The 19,103-nt window shown below is 74.4% G+C and carries 13 protein-coding genes; 6 read left to right on the forward strand and 7 right to left on the reverse strand.

Annotated elements, in window-relative coordinates:
• Positions 1-374: 374 nt before the first annotated feature.
• Together PVK74_RS25965 and PVK74_RS25970 are read right to left on the reverse strand one after the other, a co-directional pair.
• Entirely contained in the window at positions 375-5,282 is a 4,908-nt protein-coding gene (locus PVK74_RS25965) for an SCO7613 C-terminal domain-containing membrane protein (protein ID WP_274477430.1), read from the reverse strand.
• Between the two features lie 162 nt (positions 5,283-5,444).
• Complete coding sequence (locus tag PVK74_RS25970) at positions 5,445-6,872, reverse strand: UDP-glucose dehydrogenase family protein (RefSeq protein ID WP_043326489.1); 1,428 nt, start codon at positions 6,870-6,872, stop codon at positions 5,445-5,447.
• A gap of 248 nt (positions 6,873-7,120) precedes the next feature.
• Here PVK74_RS25970 and PVK74_RS25975 point away from each other — a divergent pair, with 248 nt between their 5' ends.
• Positions 7,121-8,284 carry an acyl-CoA dehydrogenase family protein gene (locus PVK74_RS25975; protein WP_043326488.1) on the forward strand — a complete coding sequence of 388 codons (1,164 nt, stop codon included), beginning with the start codon at positions 7,121-7,123 and terminating at the stop codon, positions 8,282-8,284.
• 52 nt (positions 8,285-8,336) lie between these two features.
• On the opposite strand, the gene PVK74_RS25980 is transcribed toward PVK74_RS25975, so the two are convergent.
• Positions 8,337-8,990: a hypothetical protein gene (locus PVK74_RS25980; protein ID WP_064447700.1), complete on the reverse strand. Its 654-nt coding sequence runs from the start codon at positions 8,988-8,990 to the stop codon at positions 8,337-8,339.
• A 23-nt stretch (positions 8,991-9,013) separates the two neighbouring features.
• Between PVK74_RS25980 and PVK74_RS25985 the strand changes: the two genes are divergently transcribed.
• Entirely contained in the window at positions 9,014-9,529 is a 516-nt protein-coding gene (locus PVK74_RS25985) for an acyl-CoA thioesterase (protein ID WP_030501344.1), read from the forward strand.
• 318 nt (positions 9,530-9,847) lie between these two features.
• On the forward strand, positions 9,848-11,839 hold the full coding sequence (locus tag PVK74_RS25990) for an acetoacetate--CoA ligase (protein ID WP_274477431.1): 1,992 nt from the start codon (positions 9,848-9,850) through the stop codon (positions 11,837-11,839).
• Between the two features lie 114 nt (positions 11,840-11,953).
• On the opposite strand, the gene PVK74_RS25995 is transcribed toward PVK74_RS25990, so the two are convergent.
• Positions 11,954-12,643: a TIGR03089 family protein gene (locus PVK74_RS25995; RefSeq protein WP_274477432.1), complete on the reverse strand. Its 690-nt coding sequence runs from the start codon at positions 12,641-12,643 to the stop codon at positions 11,954-11,956.
• A gap of 150 nt (positions 12,644-12,793) precedes the next feature.
• Between PVK74_RS25995 and PVK74_RS26000 the strand changes: the two genes are divergently transcribed.
• Both PVK74_RS26000 and PVK74_RS26005 read left to right on the forward strand, forming a co-directional pair.
• Positions 12,794-13,939, forward strand: coding sequence for a glycosyltransferase family 4 protein (locus PVK74_RS26000; protein ID WP_030501347.1), 1,146 nt, complete (start codon positions 12,794-12,796; stop codon positions 13,937-13,939).
• A 65-nt stretch (positions 13,940-14,004) separates the two neighbouring features.
• Entirely contained in the window at positions 14,005-15,096 is a 1,092-nt protein-coding gene (locus PVK74_RS26005) for a mannose-1-phosphate guanylyltransferase (RefSeq protein WP_043330633.1), read from the forward strand.
• Positions 15,097-15,124: 28 nt separating this feature from the next.
• Here PVK74_RS26005 and PVK74_RS26010 read toward each other — a convergent pair whose 3' ends face one another.
• Entirely contained in the window at positions 15,125-15,700 is a 576-nt protein-coding gene (locus PVK74_RS26010) for an NUDIX hydrolase (protein ID WP_064447703.1), read from the reverse strand.
• Between the two features lie 298 nt (positions 15,701-15,998).
• Between PVK74_RS26010 and PVK74_RS26015 the strand changes: the two genes are divergently transcribed.
• Positions 15,999-16,988, forward strand: a complete 990-nt coding sequence (locus PVK74_RS26015; RefSeq protein WP_043326482.1) for an ArsR/SmtB family transcription factor — start codon at positions 15,999-16,001, stop codon at positions 16,986-16,988.
• 16 nt (positions 16,989-17,004) lie between these two features.
• On the opposite strand, the gene PVK74_RS26020 is transcribed toward PVK74_RS26015, so the two are convergent.
• Positions 17,005-18,090: a coenzyme F420-0:L-glutamate ligase gene (locus PVK74_RS26020; protein WP_274477433.1), complete on the reverse strand. Its 1,086-nt coding sequence runs from the start codon at positions 18,088-18,090 to the stop codon at positions 17,005-17,007.
• A complete protein-coding gene (gene cofD, locus PVK74_RS26025; protein WP_274477434.1) occupies positions 18,087-19,034 on the reverse strand; it encodes a 2-phospho-L-lactate transferase in 948 nt (315 codons plus the stop codon). Before cofD ends, PVK74_RS26020 begins: the two co-directional genes overlap by 4 nt.
• Between the last annotated feature and the right edge of the window lie 69 nt (positions 19,035-19,103).

Consider the following 19,103-nt stretch of genomic DNA (forward strand, 5'->3'; position numbering starts at 1 on the left):
GACCAGCTGGGCGGGCCTGTTTGTGCCCTCCGCCGACTTTGCTCTGCAGCCATCGACGCGGCGCGGCCTTGACCTGCGGTTCTGCGTTTCCTCGAAATTGGCTCCGCAGCGGCACTCGTCACGGTGGGCGACCGTTGCCTCCGTGGCTGCAGAGCAAAGTCGGCAGAGAGGTGCCCGCCCGCCCCGGCACTTCGACACGGAGTGTGACCGGACTGAACGGCCGGGGAGACGCCGCGAGCCGGCCGGGCAGGGCGCTGCGGACCGGCCGGGCAGGGTGCCGCGGACCGGCCGGGTGAGGTGCCGCGGACCGGCGGGCACGCGGCCCGGCGTCGGGCGTGAGTCGGGCGGGCCCGGCACCGCCAGGCCCGATCGGCTCACCGCATGCCGCGCAGCGCGGTCTGCAGGCGCTCCTGGGCGCGGCGGCGACGCTCGTTGCTCGCGCCCAGCGCCAGCAGCACGATGCCGACCGGGATCAGCACCAGCCACGGGCCGAGGCTGAACAGCGCGTGCACGGCCGCGATCGCGGTCACCGCGGCGCCCACGATCACCGGGGCCTGCTGCCGGCTGGTCGAGCCGAAGATGAGCACCGCGACGGCGCCGAGTAGCAGCAGCACCTGGCGCAGCATGCTGGAGTCGGTGGCGATCACGATCGCAAGCGTGGGCAGGAAAGCGGTGACGAGCGCCGGGCCGTACGCCACCCAGCTCGACAGGTCGGGCCGGTGGCGCAGTTGCAGCACCCCGACCAGCAGGGCGAGCGCCGCGAACGGCAGCGTGTACGCCTCCGGCAGCGCCACGTCGGCCACCCGCATCAGGATCCACCAGGCGCTGATCTCGCAGGCCACGACCGCCCAGAACAGCAGGTTGCGCTCCATCGGCCGCCGCCCCGGACGGGTGGCCGCCACCCCGAGGACCGCGCCCCACGCGGCCAGCAGCGCGGCGATGTGCCGGGGCGAGTCGTACGCCAGGGCCAGCGCGATTAGCGCCGCCCCGAAGCCGCTCCACTCGACGGTGGCCGCCTCCCGGTACGCCTCGGGGCGGCGCAGCCGGGGCAGTGTGGCGGCGAAGACCTGCAACGCCGCGCCGACCGCGAGTACCCCGAAGGCGGACCAGACCGCGGCGAGCCCGGACTTCAGGCCGACGGTGAGCACGAAGAGTTGCGCCATCAGCGAGCCGAACAGCCAGCCCAGGATGCGGGCGCGCTGGGTGGTGCCGAACAGCGCGGCGACGGCGCCCACGCCCACCGCGCCGCCGAGCGTGAACACGGTCAGGTCGCTGGTGGCGAGGCTGCCGGCCAGCCCGGCGCCACCGGCGGCCAGCCCGAGGGCGAAGACCAGCACCCGGGCCACCCGGATCGACCGGCCCGGCTCGGCCAGCGCCGGCGGTGGGGTCAGCGCCAGGCCGAGCATCGAGATGGTGAACACCGCCAGCGCGGCCAGCGCGGTCACCGGCCAGCCTCGGCCGAGCGCCACCGGCGTGATCAGCAGCGTGACCGCCGCCCCGGGCAGGATCACCGGCACCGCACGGGACCGCCGGCCCCCGCTGAACCCGGTGGCGGCGAGCGCCGCGGTCACTGTGAGCAGCAGCGCGGTGAGCACGTGGGTGGGATTCACCGCGTTCGCCGGCGGGGTCAGCAGCTCCGGTGGCGGCCCCTGCCACACCCGGCTCAGCACCGCGAACGGCGAGAACAACGCCACCACAAGCGCGGGTGCCAGTGTGGCCAGCGCCAGCGCGGTGGGCAACGCCGCGGCGGCGAGCGCGCCGGCGGCCGGGCTGACCCGCCAGCGCAGCACCGGATCGTCCGGGTCACGTCGCATCGCCCCGTTCAGCAGGACGGTCCAGCGGCGTACCGGCCGGGCCGAGCCGGCGGGCGGGACCGTGGCGGCCCGTACCAGTTCGGCGAGCACGCCGAGCAGCGCGGCGGCGGCGGCGAACACGCCCGCCGGCAGGCCGACCGCGAGCGCGGCGGCAGCGGTGACGGTGGCCGCGCCGACCACCGCCACGCTGGCGAACGGGAGGTACTGCGGCACGTACCGGCGCGCGGCCGCGATCGCGGCCAGACCGATGCTGGTGGCGGCCAGCGCGGCGGTCAGCACCACCTGGGGCGGGTGGCCGAACGCGGCGGCCAGGGCGGCCACCGCGCCGGGCAGGGCGACCACCGCGGCGCCCGCGCCTGCGCCGCCCACCTGCACCAGGTGCGGCGGCATGCCCTCGGCGCGTACGTCGTCCACGAGCGACGGCGCGAGCGTACGGGCCAGGGCGGCCACCGTCGCCCCGATCAGCGCGATGCTGCCGAGCGCCAGCGCCGTGGTCCCCGGGCGGACCAGTCCCGCCCCGGCCGCGTGCAGCGCGACCACACCGGCCACCGTGGCCCGGGACAGCGAGGCCCGGGGATCGACAGCGGCCACGGCCGCCATGCCGTAGACAGTGGCCACCATTGCGCCCACCACCACCGGGGACCACCAGGGCAACTCGAACGCGGCCGGCGCGCCCACCGTGGCGAGCACGACGGCCAGGCCAGAAACGTCGTACTTCCACGGCGCGGGCAGCAGGACGGCGGCGGTCACCGCGAGCAGCACCAGCGCGACCGGTGCCTGCCAGGTCGACCCGCCCGTCGGCGCGGCCGGCCACCCGCTCAGGTCCCCGGCCCAGATCGGGCCGGGGGTGGCCAGCACGCCGAGCCCGCCGCGCAGCGCGCTCCAGGCGGCGATCAGGCCGAGGAGCAGGCCACCGGCGGCGATGCCGAGGATCGGTCCGCGCCGCCACTCCTCCGGCAGCGCCCGGGCCGCCACCGCGACCAGCAGCACCAGCGCGGAGGCCACCACGAGCTGACCGCCGGGGGCGAGCACCGCGGCGATCCGGGCCAGTGTGGCGACGAGCGCCACGGTGGTGGCGGCCAGGGCCAGGTCGGACCCGTCCAGGGACATGTCGGCGCGGCGTCCCGCGTCGATGCGCGGCGCGAGCGCCAGCAGCGCGGCGGCGACCAGGAGCAGACTGCCCACCCAGGCGTCCGCCGAGGTCGCGCCCGGCGCGCCGAACGCGGCGGCGGCGACGGCCACCGTGCCGAGCACGGTGCCCAGCGCGTGCGGAATGCTCAGGTGCCGCTGCGCCACCTGCACCAGGGCGGCGTAGCCGAGCGTGACGCAGACGGCGAGGAAGCTCGCCGCGAGGATCGGCACGGTGATCTCGCGCAGGTTCGCCGGAGTGGCGATCGGCGGGGTCGGCGCGGTGGCGGCGACGAACGCGGCGACGGCGCCCGGCAGCGCGAACGCCGCGCCGCCGGCCGCCCAGGCGCAGACGGTGTCGGTCGCGGCGGCGGCGAGCCGGACCCGAGGGGCGAGGGAGACCAGCGCGCCGGCCAGGAAGAGCAGCGTCAGCGCCGCGGCGGTCAGCGCCGGCCGGGCGAGCGCGGCGCCGGCGCCGATCAGGCCCAGCCCGGCCGCGGTGACCGCGTGTGTCACCGCCGCGCGTTCGGTGCCGGCGCTCAGCCCGAGCACACCGACGACGACCGCGGTCAGCAGCATCGGCCAGCAGGCCGCCGCCCATCCCAGGCCGAGCGACGCGGGTACGGCGAGCGCGGTGAGCGCCGCGCCGACCACCGCGAACTCACGCCGGATCTCGGGCGGCAGCGCGATCACGGCGGCGACGGTGAGCAGCAGCGCGCTGGCGGCGAGCTGCCAGCCGGTCGGGCCGACCGCCCGGGCCAGCTCGGCGTGCCATCCGCTCAGGTCCGCCGACCAGGCCGGCAGCGCGGCCCGGAGCGGCGCCAGCCCGGCGCGCAGCGCGCCACCGGCGACCACCAGGCCGCTGACCGTGAGCGCCACCGCCGACGCGAGCTGCGGACCCCGCCGGGCCGCCTCCGGTACTGCCCGGACGGCGAGCCCGGTCAGCGCGATGACGGCGGAGATCAGCAGCAGGGACCGGCCCGGCAGGGCCACCGAGGCGACCCGGCCGAGTGCGCCGATCACCGCGAGCGTGAGGATGCCGGCGCCGACATCGGGCAGCGGCGGCCGGCGCAGCACGAGCGTGCCGGCCAGCGCGACCAGGGCGGCGAGCAGCAGCACCGCGCCCGATGCGGCGGCCGGCGGGACGGTGGCGGCGCGCAGCAGGCCGGTGACCGCGTACGCCAGCGCGACAGCGACCGCCACGCCGTGCAGCAGCCAGGTCAGCTCGGGCAGCCACGGCACCGGCCGGGCGGTGGCGGCCGGCTCCGGGGGAGCGTCCCCGCCGAGCACCTCGCCGGCCTCCTCCGGCGCCGACTCGGGCCGGTCCTCGTCGGCGCGTTGCCGGGGCGGGACGGGCGGGGTCGGCGCGGTGGCGGGCAGGTCACGCCGGACCGGCCGCTCACGTACCACAGCGGAACGGACGAGCGCGAGGTCGAGCACGGCCACCACGGTGAGCACCAGCGCCCAGCCGACCGGCCCGGTGATCCGCTCGTACGCCAGCAGCGGCAGCACCGGCTGGGCGGCGAGCACTGTGGCGAAGCGTGGCGCGCGCAGACCCGTCCCGTACGCGTACCCCAGGGCGACGAGCGTGGTGACCAGGAAGATCGTCCCGGCGAACGCGGCACCTGATCCGTCGCCGCCGATCCGGTCCACGGCCCAGAGCGCGTACCCGGCCAGCGGCACCAGCAGCAACCCGACCGCGGCGACGGTCTCGGCGGTGGAGGTCAGCCCGCGCCGGGCCAGGACCGGCGGGGCGACGAGCATCAGCGCCGTCGCCACCAGCAGTACGCCGAGACGCGCCAGCGCGTCCATCGAGCTGGTGGCGACCGCCGCGAAGACCACCGCGGCGACGCCGAGCAGGAGCGCGCCCAGCCCCAGCGGGATGTTCTGCACCTCGCGCGAGGACGCCTCGGGCGGGTGCTCCGGGTCGTCCGCATCGAGCCAGCGGGGGCGACCGCGCGGCGGCGACGGAGGCAGGTCCTCCGGCGGCCCGGGCGGCGAGGTGCCCTGGCGGGGCACCCGGGGCGGCGCGCCGGTGGCGGCGGTGGGCGGGCGGCGGCCGGGCCGGCGGCGCAGGACCCGGCGCGGCCGGGTGGCCTGCCGGACCCGTTCCTCACCGGCGTGCGCCAGGATGTCCCGCTGGAAGAGGGCGGCCTGCATCTTGGCGGCGATCTGCCGCTGTTCCCGGGCGATCTCGGCGTCGCGGGCCTTCATCTCGGCGATCGAGCGCTCGATGTCGGCCAGGTGCTCGGCCCACTGCGGCTGGTGCGCGCCGCAGTGCGGGCAGACGACGGCGGGCTTGATGTCCTGCCCGCACGAGGCGCACCTGAAGCTCTCCACGACAGTCTCCCGTCCGCCCGTGCCCTCGCACTGTGGACCTCCCAGAGGCAGCATGCCTTGAGTGGGCCGGGATTTCGACAGTTGCCGCCGCGTTCCGGACAACAAAAAGCGGACCGGCCGCCGGGAGACGTTCCCCGGCGGCCGGTCCGCGCGGTCAGCGGATCAGGGGCGGCCCATGCCGCGGTACTCCCAGCCGGCCTGCGTCCACAGTGTGGAGTCGAGGCAGTTGCGCCCGTCGACCACCTTGCGGCCGTTGGCCAGCTCGCCCAGGGCCACCGGGTCGGCGTTGCGGAACTCGGCCCACTCGGTGAGTACGCAGACCAGGTCGGCGCCGCGGACGGCGTCGTTCATGGTCTCCTCGTACGTCAGCTCGGGCACCGCGCGGCGCGCGTTCTCGATCCCCTGCGGGTCGAACACGTGCACGTCGGCGCCGGCCTTGCCGAGCAGCGCGGCGACCGCGAGCGCCGGCGCGTCGCGTACGTCGTCGGTGTTGGGCTTGAACGTGGCGCCGAGCACCGCGACGCGGGTGCCGGACAGGTCCGGCCCGGCCGGGCCGGAGCGGCGGCCGAGCAGCTCGGCGGCGAGCTGCACGACGCGGCTGCGCCGGCGCAGGTTGATCAGGTCGACCTCGTGCAGGAAGCGCAGCGCCTCACCGGCGCCCAGCTCCTGCGCGCGGGCCTGGAAGGCGCGGATGTCCTTGGGCAGGCAGGCGCCGCCGAAGCCGAGTCCGGCCTGGAGGAAGCGGTTGCCGATGCGCGGGTCGTAGCCGATCGAGCGGGCCAGCTGGGTGACGTCGCCGCCGGCGGCCTCGCAGACCTCCGCCATCGCGTTGATGAAGGAGATCTTGGTGGCGAGGAACGCGTTCGCGGCGACCTTGACCAGCTCGGCGGTGGCGAAGTCGGTGACCACGAGCGGTACCTCGCGGTCCTCGGTGGCGGCGAGGTCGAAGACGCCCTTGTGCGCGGCGTAGAGCATGCCGTTGGCCCACTCGCTCTTGACGCCGACCACGATCCGGTTCGGACGCAGCACGTCGTCGACGGCGAAGCCCTCCTGGAGGAACTCGGGGCTCCACGCCACCTCGACGCCGAGGTCGGCCGGGCTGTGCTTGCCGACGAGCTGCTCCACCCACTCGGCGGTGCCCACCGGCACGGTGGACTTGCCGACGATCAGCGCCTTACGGGTCAGGTGCTGGGCCAGGCTGGTCACGGACGCCTCGACGTACGACAGGTCGGCGCCCATGCCGTCGGCCCGCTGCGGGGTGCCGACGCAGATGAAGTGGACGTCGCCGAAGTCGGCGGTCTCGTTGATGTCCGTGCTGAATCGCAGCCGGCCCGCGGCCAGGTTGCGCCGCAGCAGCTCGTCGAGGCCGGGCTCGTGGATCGGCACCTCACCGGCGTTCAGCTTGGCGATCTTGTCCGCGTCGACGTCGAAGCCGAGCACCTCGTAGCCCAGTTCGGCGTAGCAGATGGCGTAGGTCGCACCGAGGTAGCCGGTGCCGAGGAACGTCACCCGGGGGCGGGGGGCGCCGGACGGCGGGGTCACCGCGGCGATGGCGGGCATCGGCTGGGTGTTCGGGTACGGAATCGTCACGCCTGTCTTCTCCGCTCGCACTGGCGGCGCTTCCATGCGTCGCATTCTGCTGGGGGCGCCTGGGCCGGGCACCGAGGGAACTGAATTTCTGCTGTGAGGGTAGTGGGGCCGGGCGGGCGACGCTCGGGCGCGAGCCTACCCGCCGGTAAGGTCCGGCAGGGGCCGGTGGCTATCCTTCAGTTTGCGGCAGTCTTCGGCCCCCGGGCGGTACAGACTGCGCATGATAGCGGTGAAAGGGGAGGGCCGACATGGCCGCAGAGCAGTCGTTCGACGTCTACCGGTTGCCGGAGGAGCACGAGGCGATCCGGGAGGCGGTCCGTGAGGTCTGTGCGGCCAAGGTGGCACCGCATGCCGCTGAGGCCGATGAGACAGGTGAGTTCCCGAAGGCGTCCTACGAGGCGCTGCGGTCCGCCGACTTCCACGCCCCGCACATCCCGGTCGAGTACGGCGGCGCCGGCGCGGACGCGCTGGCCACGGCCATCGTGATCGAGGAGGTGGCGCGGGCCTGCGCGTCGTCCTCGCTGATCCCGGCGGTGAACAAGCTGGGCACCATGCCGCTGCTGCTGGCCGGCTCCGAGGAGCTGAAGCGCAAGTACCTGACTCCGGTAGCGGCCGGGGAGGGCATGTTCTCCTACTGCCTCTCCGAGCCGGAGGCGGGCTCCGACGCCGCCGCGATGACCACCAAGGCGGTACGCGACGGCGACCATTGGGTGCTCAACGGCGTGAAGCGGTGGATCACCAACGCGGGCGTCTCCGAGTACTACACCGTCTTCGCCGTGACCGATCCCACAGCCCGGTCGAAGGGCATCTCCGCCTTCGTCGTGGAGAAGTCCGACCCGGGCGTCAGCTTCGGCGCCCCGGAGAAGAAGCTCGGCATCAAGGGCTCGCCGACCCGCGAGGTCTACTTCGACAACGTACGGATCCCGGCCGACCGCATGATCGGCGCCGAGGGCACCGGCTTCGCCACCGCGATGAAGACGCTGGACCACACCCGGGTCACCATCGCCGCCCAGGCCGTCGGGATCGCCCAGGGCGCGCTGGACTACGCCAAGGGCTACGTCCAGGAGCGCAAGCAGTTCGGCAAGCCGGTCGCCGACTTCCAGGGCATCCAGTTCATGCTCGCCGACATGGGCATGAAGCTGGAGGCGGCCCGGCAGCTCACGTACGCCGCCGCCGGCCGGTCCGAGCGCGGCGACGCGGATCTGACCTACTTCGGCGCGGCCGCGAAGTGCTTCGCGTCAGACGCCGCCATGGAGATCACCACGGACGCGGTCCAGCTGCTCGGCGGCTACGGCTACACCCGCGACTACCCGGTCGAGCGGATGATGCGGGACGCCAAGATCACCCAGATCTACGAGGGCACCAACCAGGTGCAGCGCATCGTCATGGCCCGTCAGCTGCTCAAGGGCTGACCGGAGGCGTTCGGGCGGGCGGGCCGGTGCACACCGGCCCGCCCGCGCTCGTTCAACGGCTCTCGGTGCCCTCCGGCCGGCCCGCGCCGCGCGGCGGGGCGGACCACGGCGACTCGCCGCCGGTACGGCGGGGCAGCGGCTCGGTCGGGCTCTCGGGGTACGCCAGCGTGAGCGGTGGCGTGTCCGGGTCCTTCGCCGGCGCCGGAGGCCAGTCGGTGAGCGTCGGCTTGTGCTCCACCGGCGCGGCGGCCGGGGTCAGCTCCGCCTCGGCCGGCGCGGGTGTGGCGGGACGCCGCCAGCGGCTCGTGCTGAACACGGCCATCAGCAGCAGCACGCCGATGAGGAACAGCGTGCCGTTGTCGAGCGGGTCGCGCAGCGGCAGCGGGTCACCGAGCAGCTTCAGGTCACCGGGCACCCGGTCCCGCACGCTGAACGGCGCGACGAACAGCCCGAGGTACGGGACCGCGAGCAGCAGGCCGGCCACGAGCGGGCCGAGCGGCGAGAAGCGCAACGTGCCGAGCAGGCCGAGCAGGATGCCGGCGACGCCCAGATAGACGGCCGGCTCGATCAGGTTCGGCGTGCTGTACGTCCCGATCTCCACCCAGCGGTCGACGGTCCGCTCAGATCCGTCCTGACCGAGCGTGACGAGCACCCAGGTGACGGGCGCCACCGCCAACCCGGCGAGGAAGCTCCAGAGATGTCGCATCCGCGCACCGTACCGTTTTCGGCATGACAGATCATCCCGCGGTCCCGCCGGGTAAACCGACCTCGTACTCCCGCGTCACGCTCAGTCGCATCATGACCGCGGTCGATGTCAATCTGTACGGGACCGTGCACGGTGGGGTACTGATGAAATTCGTGGACGACGTTGCCGGCGCGGCGGCGGCCCGGCACAGTGGCGGCACCGCGGTGACCGCCTCCATCGATGAGATCGTCTTCTCCGAGCCGGTCCGGGTGGGCGACCTCGTGCACGCGCACGCCCAGATCAACTGGACCGGCAGCACCTCGATGGAGGTCGGCGTGAAGGTGGTCGCCGAGCGCTGGGACTCGGCCGAGGAGGAACCGGTCCGGGTCGCCACCGCGTACCTGGTCTTCGTGGGCGTCGACGTGGGTGGCACGCCCCGTCCGGTCCGGCCGGTGCTGCCGGAGACGCCGGAGGACGAGCGCCGCTTCCGGGAGGCCGAGATCCGGCGGGCGCACCGGCTGGCCCGCCGCCGGGCGATCCAGGCCCACCGCGCCGGCTGAGGTGCAAGGAAGGGCCCCTTGTTAACGCCTCCGGTAGAGGAGGGGACCCCTATTAACACCCCCGCCGACACACGCCGCCTCCACCGGCGCCTGGACACCCGCGGAGGGCGAGGTGTTAACAAGGGGCCCTTCCTCTACCGGAGGCGTTAACAGGGGGCCCTTCCTTACACGCGGGCCACATGGGGTGGGGGTGCGGGGTGTGGGCGGGCCACGCCCCGTGCGCCGTGCCCGGCGCGGACAATGGCGGCACGAGGTAGGGCAAGATGGCGCCACGGCCCCGGCACACCGTCGTGGCAGGGCCTCAGGGAGGGTGGATCAGTGGCTGACGTGCTGTGGACGCCGCCGGCGGACGTGCGGGAGCGGTCCCGGATCGGTGACTACCTGCGCTGGCTGGCCGAGCACCGCGGGCTGGAGTTCGCCGACTACGACGCGCTGTGGCAGTGGTCGGTGACCGACCTGGAGGCGTTCTGGCGCTCGATCTGGGACTGGTTCGACGTGGTCGCGCACACCCCGCCGACGGCCACGCTGACCGACCGGGCCATGCCCGGCGCCCGCTGGTTCCCCGGCGCGACGCTCAACTACGCCGAGAACGTGCTGCGCATGCCGGGGCTGGGCGACGACGACCCGGCGGTGATCGCGCACGGGCAGACCCGCGCCCCGGAGACGCTCACCGCCGCCGAGCTGCGCGAGCGGGTCCGCCGGGTGGCGGCCGGGCTGCGCCGCCTCGGCGTGGGTGCGGGCGACCGGGTGGCCGCGTACGCGCCGAACATCCCGGAGACGTACGTCCTGCTGCTCGCCACCGCCAGCCTCGGCGCGATCTTCTCCTCCTGCGCGCCCGAGTTCGGCACCCGCAGCGTCACCGACCGCTGGCAGCAGATCGAACCGACGGTGCTGGTGGCAGTGGACGGCTATCGGTACGGCGACAAGCCTGTCGACAGGCGCGCCGAGGTGGCCGCGATCCGGGCCGCGCTGCCGTCGCTGCGGCACACGGTCGCCATCGCGTACCTCGATCCGGACGGCCCGGCCCCCGACGGCGCGCTGCCGTGGACGGAGCTGGCGGCGCCGACCGACGAGCCGTTGACGTTCACGCCGGTGGCGTTCGACCACCCGCTCTACGTGCTCTACTCCTCCGGCACCACCGGCCTGCCCAAGCCGATCGTGCACGGCCACGGCGGCATCCTGCTGGAACACCTCAAGATGCTGGCGCTGCACCACGACCTGGGTCCGTCCGACCGGTTCCTGTGGTTCACCACGACCGGCTGGATGATGTGGAACTTCCTGGTCTCCGGCCCGGCGGTGGGCGCGGCGATCGTGCTGTTCGACGGCAACCCGGGCCACCCCGACCTGGGCGCGCTGTGGCGGCTGGCCGCCGACACCGGCACCACGTACTTCGGCACGTCCGCGCCGTTCCTGCTGGCCTGCCGCAAGGCCGGCCTGGTGCCGCGTGAGATCGCCGACCTGTCCGCGGTGCGCGGCCTCGGCTCGACCGGCGCGCCGCTGCCGGCCGAGGGCTTCACCTGGGTGTACGAGAACGTCAGCGACCGCCTCCAGCTCCAGTCGCTGTCCGGCGGCACTGATGTGTGCACCGGGTTCGTCGGCGGCGTGCCGCTGCTGCCGGTGTACGCGGGGGAGATCGCCTGCCGGGCGCTGGGCGCGAAGGTGGAGGCCCGCTCGGCCGACGGCAGCGCGGTGATCGGGCAGCTCGGCGAGCTGGTGATCACCGAGCCGATGCCGAGCATGCCGGTCGGGTTCTGGAACGACAGGGACGGCGCGCGCTACCGGGAGGCGTACTTCGAGGTCTATCCCGGGGTGTGGCGGCACGGCGACTGGATCACCGTGAACGAGCGCGGCGGGTGCGTGATCACCGGCCGGTCCGACGCCACGCTCAACCGGGGCGGCGTGCGCCTCGGGACGGCCGAGTTCTACTCGGTGGTCGAGGGGCTGGACGAGGTGGTCGACTCGGTCGTCGTGCACCTGGAGGACGACGAGGGCGGCGCGGGTGAGCTGCTGCTGTTCGTGGTGCTCGCCGAGGGCCTGGAACTCGACGACGACATGCGTAAGAAGATCTGCCGGGAGCTGCGTACCGCGCTGTCGCCGCGGCACGTGCCGGACGAGATCCACCAGGTCCGGGCCGTGCCGAGAACGTTGAGCGCCAAGAAGCTGGAGGTCCCGGTCAAGAAGATCCTCACGGGTACCCCGGTGGACAGCGCGGCGGCCAAGGGCGCCCTGGCCAACCCCGAGTCCCTGACGGCGTTCGCCGCCCTGGCCCAGCGCCGGTCCACCACCGACAGCCCCGTCTCGCCTCGCTGATCCCGCCGTCCCCGTCGACCCGCCCGTTGATCTTGCACTTTCTGCCCCGGCGAACGGGGCGAATCACCCGCCCCGAGGGCCGAAACTGCAAGATCAACGGGGGAGGGGCGAGGGTCAGGGCAGGGTGTGGGTGGTCTTCTCGGTTTCGGCGCGGGAAGCCAGGCGGGTCGGGTCGGGGTGGGCGCACGCCACCACGCTGGCTCCTGCCGTGAGCGGGGTGAGCAGCCAGTCGACCGGGTCGGGGTGGGTGGCCACGTCTACCAGGAGGCGGTCGCCCTGGGTCAGGCCCAGCGCGGTGGCGCGGGCCGTCGCGCGGGCCAGCAGCGCCGCGTCCCCCTCGCCACCCTCGGGGTACGGCGTGAAGTGGTCGCCGTGTCCGCGTACCGCCGTCACGAAGTCGGCGTAGCCGGCGGGCACCTGCCGCATCGGCAGCGCGAACGGGTCGAGCGCCAGCGCGTACCGCTCGCCGGCCGGCCACCCGGCTGCCCCGTCCGCCCGGTCGGCGGCCACGAACAGCACCTCCACCGGCCCCGGCGCGTCGGTCACCGTCAGTTTCGCCGACCAGCAGCCGAGCAGCACGGCGGCGGTCTGCCAGTGTGGCGGCAGCAACACGCCGACCGGGTCGCCCGGCGCGGCGCCGATCTCGTCGGTGAGCAGGTTCGCGGTCTTCGCCACCCAGTTCGCAAGCGTCGCGCCGGACAGTTCGGTGCGCTCGCCGGTGGCGTCGTCGTACCAGGTCAGCAGCGGTCGGGTGGGGTCCGGCGCGATCGCGTCGGCGAACACCCGGGCAATGTTGTCGGCCATCGGCGCGAACGATACGCGCCCCGCGTGCGTACTCGATGACAACGTCAAGTCGGCGTACCGTCGGGTCGCGGTCAGCGTTGTGCGCCCGGCGCGGCGTACGCTTGCCGACAGTGTTCTTCCCCACAACTGCGCCATCTGAGGAGCCGCCCCGTGACCGCCGGTCGCCCGCCCCGCGTTCTCATCGACGCCACGAGTGTCCCCGCCGACCGTGGCGGCGTCGGTAGATACGTCGACGGACTGCTCGGCGCGCTGGGCCGGGTCTGCGGCACCGGCGTCGACCTGGCGGTGGTGAGCCTCCGCACCGACCTGGAGCGCTACACCCGGATGCTGCCGGGCGCCGAGGTGATCCCCGCCCCGGCGGCGGTGGCGCACCGGCCGGCGCGGCTGGCCTGGGAGCAGACCGGCCTGCCGCTGCTGGCCCAGCAGGTGGGCGCGGAGGTGCTGCACTCGCCCTTCTACACCTGTCCGCTGCGGGCCGGATGCCCGGTGACGGTCACCGTGCACGACGCGACGTTCTTCACCGAGCCGGAGCACTACGACAAGTCGCGCCGGACGTTCTTCCGCAGCGCCATCAAGACCTCGCTGCGGCGGGCCGGCCGGGTGATCGTGCCGAGCAAGGCCACCCGGGACGAGCTGATCCGGCTGCTGGACGCCGACCCGACCCGGATCGACGTCGCCTATCACGGCGTCGACCAGGACGCCTTCCACGCGCCCGGCGACGAGGAGAAGGCGCGTGTGCGGGCTCGCCTGGGTCTGGGCGACAGCAGCTACGTCGCGTTCCTCGGGGCCAAGGAGCCGCGCAAGAACGTACCCAACCTGATCCGCGGCTGGGCGCGGGCGGTGGCCGACCGGCCGAACCCGCCGGCGCTCGTGGTCGCGGGCGGTCAGGGGCACGACGACGACATCGACCGCGCGGTGGCCGAGGTGCCGTCGCACCTGCGGCTGCTGCGCCCGGGCTACCTGCGTTACGCCGATCTGCCCGGCTTCCTCGGTGGCGCGCTCGTGGCCGCCTACCCCTCCTACGGCGAGGGCTTCGGCCTGCCGATCCTGGAGGCGATGGCGTGCGCGGCCCCGGTGCTCACCACGCCGCGCCTGTCCCTGCCCGAGGTGGGCGGCGACGCGGTGGCGTACACCAGCGAGGACCCGGACCAGATCGCCGCCGACCTGGCCGCTCTGCTGGACGACGAGCCGCGGCGGCTCTCGCTGGCAAAGGCCGGGTTCGACCGGGCCAAGGAGTTCACCTGGGAGTCCAGCGCGGACGTGCACATCGCGGCCTGGCGACGGGCCCGGTCCTGAGGGCCGGCGGGACGGCCCCGGCCGACCGACCGTGACGACTCGCCCGCTTCGGGCATGATGTGCTGATGTTCTACGCCGTCATCCCGGCGGGTGGCAGTGGCACACGGTTGTGGCCGCTGTCCCGTGCCGGCCATCCCAAATTCCTCCACCCGCTGACCGGCACGCCGGCCTCGCTCCTGCAGGCCACTGTCGACCGGTTGTCGCCGTTGACCACACCGGAGCGCACGCTCGTGGTCACCGGGGCCGCGCACGCCGCGGCGGTGGCCCGGCAGCTGGCCGGCGTGCCGGAGGAGAACATCCTGGTCGAGCCGTCGCCCCGCGACTCCTGCGCGGCGATCGCGCTGGCCGCCGCGGTGATCGCCGCGCGTACGCCGGACGCGGTGATGGGCTCGTTCGCCGCCGATCACCTGATCGGCGACCCGGCCCGGCTGGCGGAGGTGGTACGGCAGGCCATCCGCGGCGCGGAGCAGGGGCTGCTGATGACGGTGGGCATCACCCCGACCCGCCCGGAGACCGGCTACGGCTATCTGGAGACCGGCGACCCGGTGGGGGACGGCACGCTGCGCCCGGTACGCGAGTTCAAGGAGAAGCCGGCCGCCGAGGTGGCCGAGGTCTACGTCAACTCCGGCCGGCACCTCTGGAACGCCAGCATGTTCGTCTGGCGGGTGGACGTCTTCCTCGCCGAGCTGGCCCGCCAGGAGCCGGAGCTGCACGCCGGGATCACCGCCATCGCGGCGGCGTGGGGCACCCCGGAGCAGGACGACGTGCTGGGCCGGGTCTGGCCGACGCTGCCCCGGATCTCGGTCGACTACGCGGTCATGGAGGGCGCGGCGACGGCGGGCCGGGTGGGCACCGTGCCGGGTGACTTCGGCTGGAACGACGTCGGTGACTTCCACACGCTCGGCGAGGTGCTGCCGGCCGACGGCGCCGGCAACGTGGTGCTGGGCGGCGACGCCAAGCCGGGCGTGCTGCTGCACGACACCACCGGCACGGTCGTGGTGTCGCACTCCGGCCGGCTCGTCGCCACCGTGGGGGTGCACGACCTGATCGTGGTGGACACCCCGGACGCGCTGCTGGTCTGCCCGCGTGACCGCGCGCAGGACGTGAAGAAGGTCGTGGACGAGCTGAAGGAACGCGGCGAGGAGGGCCTGGTCTGATCCGGCCGGTGCGGCCGCCCGCTTCCGGTCAGCGGGCGGCGCGACGGGCCAGCACGGCGAGCGCCGGTGGCACCAGCTGGGCCGTCGCGTGGGCGAGCGGCTCGGGCAGCCGGTCCGGCGGGAACCAGCCGAGCGCCTCGGACTCCGCGCTCACCTGCTCGACCGCCCCGGCCGGGGCCAGCACCGCGTACCGGACGTCGTAGTGGAACGACCCGCCCTGGCAGGCGACCTGGTGGATGTCCACGTCGATCGGTTCCGGCTCGATCGTCAGACCGGCGATGCCGGACTCCTCGGTGGCCTCGCGCAGCGCGGCCGCCACCAGCGTCCGGTCGCCCGGCTCGCAGTGCCCGCCGAGCTGCACCCACCTGCGGATCTTGCCGTGCAGGCAGAGCAGCACCCGGCCGTCCGGGTCGAGCACGAGCGCGCTGGCGGTGACGTGCCCCGCCCGGTGTGTCCGGCTCATCGCCGCCGGCCCGTCGGCCAGCAGCGCCAGCGTCCGGTCCCGGGCGGCGCCGGCGGCCGGGCTGGTCGCCGTCCAGCGGCTCAGCGCCGCGACGGCGTCGGCGTGCAGGTCGGCGTACGTGGTGAGATCGGTGTCGGGCACCCGGACACTCTACGAGCGCCACCACGGTAGGCCGGCGCGGCGACCCACCTGCGGATGAGCGAAGGCCGGGCGGCACCCCTGCGACGATGTCGCAGACCCTCGTGGTGCCGCCCGGCCACGCCCGTCAGCCGGCGACCGGGTCGAGACTGCGCCCCGGCGTCGGCGGGCAAGGAAGAGTTTGCCGAACCGGTCACCTCACCGTCGAGGTCTTTCACCTCAGGCTTAAAGATGGAGATTACTGCCGGCGGGTAAAGTCGAGCCGTGGCGGGCACCCCCGCCGTCCGCACGGGAGCACTCCATGTTGAAGATCGTTTTCTCGGGCGAAGACGTCCTGCGGACCCGGGTCGCCCCGCGCGCGGACCCGCTCTGGGAGCTGGTTCTCAGCCTGCACCTGCTCCAGGGGCGCAGCCGCGACCCGATGATGACCACATGGCGACGGACCGTGGCGCACGGGCTGCGCACCGACAGCGACGCCGAGCAGTACCGCCTGCTCCTCGCGCTCAACCCGCCGCGCGGCTACTTCCCCGACTTCCTCACCCCGTTCGCCAGCCGGGAGGGCTTCGAGGTGGGGCTGGACGCGGTCCGCGGCACCCCTACGGACATGCTGCGCCGCGACCTGACCCGGCTCGCCGAGGAGACCACGTTGCCGCCCTCGGCGACGGCGCTCGCCCGGGGTGAGCCGGAGACACTGCACCACCTCACCGACTCCATGGCGCGATACCAGTCGCTGGCCGTCACGCCGTACTGGGCCCGGGTGCAGGCAGCGGTCGAGGCGGACCGGGCCCGGCGTGCCCGCGCCATGCTCGACGGCGGCGCCGAAGGGCTGCTGGCCAGCCTGCGGCCGAACATGCGGTGGAACTCCGGCGTGCTGGAGGTGCTCGACTATCCGGACACCCGGGAACTGCACCTGGACGGGCGCGGGCTGCTGCTCGTCCCGTCGTTCTTCTGCTCGCGTACCCCGGTGGCGCTCGTCGACCCGACCCTGCCGCCGGTGCTCGTCTACCCGGTGGACCGGCTGGCCGGCCTGACACCGGCGTCCGGCGCCGCCGGGTCACCCCAGGGCGAGGCGCTCGCGGCCCTGATCGGCCGCACCCGGTCGCGGGTGCTGCATGCCGCCGACGAGGGCTGCACGACCGGCGAGATGGCCCGCCGGCTGCACATCTCCGCCGCCGCGGCCAGCCAGCACACCACAGTGCTGCGCAACGCCGGGCTGCTGGTCAGCCAGCGCGAGCGCAACACCGTCCTGCACACGCTGACGCCGCTGGGCCGAGCCGTCCTCGACGCCTGACCTCCGCCGGGCCGTCTCAGAGCGCCAGCGTGGCGCTGGCGGCGCTGCCGGCCGGGGGCGGGAGCAGGACGGAACCGATTCCCTCGGCGGCCAGCGCGGCGCGCAGGCGTTGCACGTCCGCGCCGAACCGGACCAGGTCCGCCGGGTCGAGCGGGGTCGGCGCCGCGCCGAGCAGCAGGCCGGTGGCCGAGGCGGGCCAGCCGGGCACGGTGGCGGCGAGCCCGGCGCGTACCTCGTCGTCTGTGACGTGCGTGAAGGTCGTGCCCGGCGCTACCACGTCGGCCACCGAGCCGATCGCCCGCCGCACCGCGTCCGCGTCGGCGGGCTCCGGCCCGGCCCGGTCCGGCAGCGTCGCCGCCGCCCGCAGGCCGGCGGCGCGCGCCTCGGCGGTACCGAGCGAGAACAGGTCCATCGAGGCGTCGCGGACGAGCGCCCGGGCGCCCTCGTCGTCGTCCCGGGGGGTGCCGAGATAACCCCGGACCACCGCGACCGGCACCTGGTCGCACTTGCCCTTGATCAGCTCGCCGGCGCCGGCCAGTTCGTCGACCACCGCCATCTGGGTGACGAACAGTTCGTTGCCGTACGGGTCGACCTCGCCCCGGTGGTCGCGGATCGCCGGCATGCCCGCCACCCCGAGCGCCACGTCGGTGAGCCCGTTGCGCCACGGGCGGCCCATGGTGTCGCTGACGATCACGGCGACGTCGAGGCCGTACCGGTCGCGCAGCGCGGCACGCAACGTCCGCGCGGAGGCGTCCGGGTCGGCCGGCAACAGCACCAGGCGGGTCTTGTCCACGTTCGACGCGTCGATGCCGGCGGAGGCCATCACGAACCCGTGGTGGGTCTGCACGATCCGGGTGGCGCCCCGCGTCGCCACCACCCGGGCGGTCTCGCCGTCCAGGATCCGGTCCCGCGCCTCGAGCCGTTCCGGGCCGTCGGCGGGCACGTCGACCAGCCGGCCCTCCGCCTTCGACACGATCTTGCTGGTGACCACCAGCACGTCGCCGTCACGCAGCCACGGCGCCGCGCCGGCGATCAGCGCCGCCAGGTCGTCGCCCTCGGTCACGTCGCCGATGCCCTGCACCGGCAGAATCTCCAGCCTCACATCAGCTCCATCGCGGCGCGCACCATCGCGGCGGTCGCCGCCTCGTCGGTCATCCGCAGCGGCGCCGCGCGGACCACCACGTCCGGCACCGCCGTGCCCTCGTCCTCCGGCGCCACCAGCCAGCCGTCGAGCAGCCCGCCGGTGGACCGGGCGCCGTAGAGGCCGGCCACCCCGGCCGCGCTGCACTCCACGCCGAGCACGGCGAGGCAGCGGTCGGCCATGCCGCGTACCGGCGCGCCGCCGATGATCGGCGACACCCCGATCACCGGGGCCGGCCCGCCGGTCACCGTGTCGCGCAGGCCGGGCACGGCCAGCACCGGGGCGATGCTGACGACCGGGTTGCTGGGCGCGATCAGCACCACGTCCGCGGCGGCGATCGCCTCCACCACGCCGGGCGCGGGCTTCGCCGCTTCGGCGCCCACGAAGACGAACCGGTCGGTGGGTACGTCGGCGCGGTACCGCACCCACCACTCCTGGAAGTGGATCGCGCGCCGCCCCTGCTCGTCGGTGACGACGGCATGGGTCTCCAGGCGCTCGTCGGTGGCCGGCAGCAGCCGTACGCCCGGTTGCCAGCGCGCCGCCAGCGCCTCGGTGACCTGGGACAGCGGATAGCCGGCGTTGAGCATCGTGGTGCGGACCAGGTGGGTGGCGATGTCCTTGTCGCCCAGACCGAACCAGCTCGGCTCCGCGCCGTACGCGGCCAGCTCGTTCTTCACCGTCCAGGTCTCGCCGACCCGGCCCCAGCCGCGTTCCGGGTCGGCGCCGCCGCCGAGCGTGTAGAGCACGCTGTCCAGGTCGGGGCAGACCTTCAGCCCGTGCAGCAGCAGATCGTCGCCGACGTTCACCACGGCGGTCACCTCGGCGCCCACCTCGCGGGCGTACGCCCGTACGCCGAGCAGGAAACGGGCGCCCCCGATGCCGCCGGTCAGAACCACGATGCGCATGCGTCCATCCTTCCGCACGTGCCGCCGTCGATCGCTCGGTGGCCGGAGAGACTACGCTCACTTCGGCAA

The sequence above is a fragment of the Micromonospora chalcea genome (assembly GCF_028768405.1).
Taxonomy (GTDB): domain Bacteria; phylum Actinomycetota; class Actinomycetes; order Mycobacteriales; family Micromonosporaceae; genus Micromonospora; species Micromonospora chalcea.

Bases quoted from the DNA above. Each gene is read 5' to 3' on its own strand.
- PVK74_RS25975 (WP_043326488.1), top strand. From the start codon at position 7,121: ATGGCCGCAGAGCAGTCGTTCGACGTCTACCGGTTGCCGGAGGAGCAC.
- PVK74_RS25980 (WP_064447700.1), bottom strand. From the start codon at position 8,990: ATGCGACATCTCTGGAGCTTCCTCGCCGGGTTGGCGGTGGCGCCCGTC.
- PVK74_RS25985 (WP_030501344.1), top strand. From the start codon at position 9,014: ATGACAGATCATCCCGCGGTCCCGCCGGGTAAACCGACCTCGTACTCC.
- PVK74_RS25995 (WP_274477432.1), bottom strand. From the start codon at position 12,643: ATGGCCGACAACATTGCCCGGGTGTTCGCCGACGCGATCGCGCCGGAC.
- PVK74_RS26005 (WP_043330633.1), top strand. From the start codon at position 14,005: ATGTTCTACGCCGTCATCCCGGCGGGTGGCAGTGGCACACGGTTGTGG.
- PVK74_RS26015 (WP_043326482.1), top strand. From the start codon at position 15,999: ATGTTGAAGATCGTTTTCTCGGGCGAAGACGTCCTGCGGACCCGGGTC.
- cofD (WP_274477434.1), bottom strand. From the start codon at position 19,034: ATGCGCATCGTGGTTCTGACCGGCGGCATCGGGGGCGCCCGTTTCCTG.